This is a genomic window from Lapillicoccus sp., assembly GCF_025353065.1.
GTDB lineage: Bacteria > Actinomycetota > Actinomycetes > Actinomycetales > Dermatophilaceae > Lapillicoccus.
This window is the reverse complement of sequence record NZ_JANXRJ010000166.1, coordinates 1-3103: the sequence shown is the minus strand read 5'-3', so window position 1 is coordinate 3103 and position 3103 is coordinate 1. Positions and strand designations below refer to the sequence as shown.

At 65.4% G+C, this 3103-nt stretch carries 4 protein-coding genes and 1 pseudogene; 2 read left to right on the top strand and 3 right to left on the bottom strand.

The window, feature by feature from the left end; genetic code table 11:
* The coding region (locus tag Q0R63_RS13275; protein ID WP_295698020.1) for a DUF4143 domain-containing protein at window positions 1–691 on the top strand (691 nt) is incomplete at its 5' end.
* On the opposite strand, the gene Q0R63_RS24610 is transcribed toward Q0R63_RS13275, so the two are convergent.
* Window positions 675–1166 carry a DUF6278 family protein gene (locus Q0R63_RS24610; protein WP_366521132.1) on the bottom strand — a complete coding sequence of 164 codons (492 nt, stop codon included), beginning with the start codon at window positions 1164–1166 and terminating at the stop codon, window positions 675–677. The genes Q0R63_RS13275 and Q0R63_RS24610 overlap by 17 nt on opposite strands.
* 57 nt (window positions 1167–1223) lie before the next feature.
* On the opposite strand from Q0R63_RS24610, the gene Q0R63_RS13270 reads away from it, so the two are divergent.
* On the top strand, window positions 1224–2078 hold the full coding sequence (locus tag Q0R63_RS13270; RefSeq protein WP_295698018.1) for a hypothetical protein: 855 nt from the start codon (window positions 1224–1226) through the stop codon (window positions 2076–2078).
* Window positions 2079–2134: 56 nt separating this feature from the next.
* Here Q0R63_RS13270 and Q0R63_RS13265 read toward each other — a convergent pair.
* Window positions 2135–2389: pseudogene (locus Q0R63_RS13265) on the bottom strand (Txe/YoeB family addiction module toxin).
* Between the two features lies 1 nt (window position 2390).
* Window positions 2391–2648 (bottom strand): type II toxin-antitoxin system prevent-host-death family antitoxin, encoded by a 258-nt coding sequence (locus Q0R63_RS13260; protein WP_295698015.1) that lies wholly within the window; start codon window positions 2646–2648, stop codon window positions 2391–2393.
* Between the last annotated feature and the right edge of the window lie 455 nt (window positions 2649–3103).

Below are 3103 nucleotides of genomic sequence, written 5' to 3'. Positions count from 1 at the left end.
CGACTTCGTCCGCGCCACGGTCGAACGCGACGCCTTGGAGCTCGGCCGGGTCCGTGAGCGCCAAGCGATGACCGACCTGCTGGCGCACCTGGCATCGCAGACCGGGCAGCTGCTCAATGTGGCCAAAGCTGCCGAGGCCGTGGGCGTCAGCCGGGCGACCGCGGAGAGCCACCTGCGGCTGCTGGAGGACCTGTTTCTGGTGGTGCGGCTCCCGGCGTGGGGCAAGACGCTCCGCTCGCGTGTCAACTCCAAGCCGAAGACTCACCTCGTTGACTCCGGGCTGGCTGCTCGGCTACTCCGGCTCAACCCCGACAGGCTCACCACCATCGACCCAGCAGCGCTCACTGAGTTCGGACACCTCTTGGAGACCTTCGTCATCGGCGAAATTCGAAAGCAAGCCTCGTGGCTCAGCGAACCCGTCGCTCTCGGGCACTGGCGCACCAGCGACGGAGCCGAGGTCGACCTCGTCATCGAGTCCGACGACGGCACTGTGATCGGCCTAGAGGTGAAGGCCGGCGAGCGCGCCCGTTCCGCCGAGTTCCGCGGCCTGGAGCAACTTCGAGATGTACTTGGACCTCGTTTTACCGCCGGGATCATTCTCACCACTGGACGCCACTCCTATACCTATGCCGACCGCCTTCATGTCATGCCCATCGACCGTCTCTGGACCCCAGTCACCACGGCATCCTGAACATCCGCCCCACGAGGCCCGAAGTGCGTGGGTGTCGGCTGGCCTTCATAAGGACGCCAGGGAGGGTGGGGCGCCCGGAGGCCATGCGCCTCGCAGCGAGGTCCACCACGTCGATGTCCCTGGCAGACATCAGGCGCACAACAAGGTGATCGTTTGGCCAGATGTGCCAACTGGCCCCGTCTACCTCCTTCACCAAGACCGTTCCGAGATACGTACCCACCTCGTTGGCGAGCGCAGGCGAGATGTCCGCGTCTGCGTTCCACAAGTCGATCAACCCCTCCACCGTCGTGAGCCCGTTGACGTCGTACCTCAGGGTCTCGCCGGCCGCATCCAACCACCCGACCAACCGTTCGTGATGCTCCAACAGCTCGGCCAGCCCTGGGGCATCGACTTCGGATCCTGGCGTCCCAAAAACCCCAACCCCTCGCGCAATGCCCCGCCGGGGCCCGAGAGACCAAGGCCGGTTCCGTCTCATGCAGAGACTGTGCCATGTGTGCGCGGTCGGGCCCGTCCCTGCCAGTACCTTTCAAGGGTGGCGAACCTGACCGGGACCAGCGACATCGACCAAGACCCCGCCAGATATGTCCAACAGTGCAGCACTATCCTCCGGGAGTTCAACCACCTATCCCAGGACTCCGGCAACGTTTCATGGCTCGTCGAGTCCAATGGTCAGCGCCTGTTCGTGAAGACAGCCGGGACATCGGGGCCACCGGCGCCTGGTGCGCCCGTCCCCTACCTGGACCACGCCGGACGCGTAAGGCTCTTGCGCAACGCCATCGACCTGGCGCGGTCATGTGACCACCACGCTCTGCCCGCCCTCCTCAACGTCATCGAGTCACCGTCGGGTCCGGCGCTGATCTACGAAGCAGCCACCGGGGACCTCGTCGGTGTGCGCAGCGAGGAACGTCGCAACCCCACCTCGCCATACCAACGCTTTGCGCACCTTCCAGCACACGTTCTGCTCGGCCTGTTCGACACCCTGGTGGATCTGCACGTAGCGCTCGCCGCTGCAGGATGGGTCGCCGGCGATCTCTATGACGGGTGCCTGATTGTCGACTTCCAGGCTCCTGCCCTGCGCGTCATCGACCTCGACTCCTACCGCCGAGGTGCAACGACGAACGAGATGGGTCGAATGTTCGGGTCCACCCGGTTCATGGCGCCGGAAGAGTTCGAACTCGGAGCCGAGCTCGACGAACGGACGACCGTGTTCACCCTGGGGCGCATCATCTGGCACTTCGCGACACGGCTGACCGAGAAGCGAGCAGAGTTCTGTGGGCCCGATGGCGCGGCTGAGGCGGTCGAAAGAGCGTGTCAGCCGTCACCGGCAGACCGACCTGCCAGCGTGACCGATTTCGCCACCTCGTGGTTTGCAGCGGGGCGCGACTAACTCCGGCACGCGAACCTGGCAACGAAGAGACGGGTCCATATGGCTCTGCCGCATCACTAGCCGTAGTGGTAACGGCAGGCAGCCTTGCAGACCTCGTCGCCGACCACCTTGTAGGTGAGGCGGTGCTCATCGGTCATGCGCCTTGACCAGTAGCCAGCGACGTCGTGCTCGAGGGCCTCGGGCTTGCCGATACCTTCGTTGCCGTGCCGCTGAATATCGGCCGGCCGCAGGTTGATCCGCTTCACTTTACTGTCCTGCGCCTGCCACCAGAGGTGGTCAGGCTACGCGTTCTCGTCCCAGACGAGCAGCACCTCAGACGGGGTCGATGACGTCGTGCGGGGCGCCGCGACCGGCCTCGAGGCGCTCTATGGCTTCGAGCAGGCGGCGCGCGTTCGCGGGCGAGCGCATCAGGTATGCCGTCTCGCGCAGCGACTGGTAGTCCTCGAGGGAGACGATGACGACCGGCTCGTGCCCCGCGCGGGTGATGATGACTTCCTCGCGGTCGTTGGCGACGCTGTCGAGAACCTCGGCGTAGCGAGCCCGGGACTCGGTGTAGCTCATGGTCTTCATCGTGACCTCCTATACAAGACCTGTTCGACAGGTGGGGAAGTGCGTGCTCGCTCCGACCGACGGAGGTGCTGGTGACGACGAGCGCGTCCGACCGTATAGGGCCCCAGACCGTCAACACAAAAGGCGTGAACCTCAACGGTAGCGGTGACCACACTTTGGCGTGGTCAGCACTACTCGTTGTCCTTCGAGCCCGGCACGAACGGACGCCGCGGCATAGAAGGTTTGACCACAGGACAGGCAGTCGGCACCAGACACGTCCGGCACGACCGCGCCGCGTCCGGGCCAGCCGTGGGCTGCACCCGGGCGGCACCCTCTCCACCAGTTACGGATCCCTATCTCCGGACCGAAGGCACCCACCGACTGACGCCGACGAGCACGCCGGACAGCACCAGCGGCAGGACCATCGCGTGCTGTACACCGACGGTGTGGACGAGCCAGCCGACGATCGCCGGACC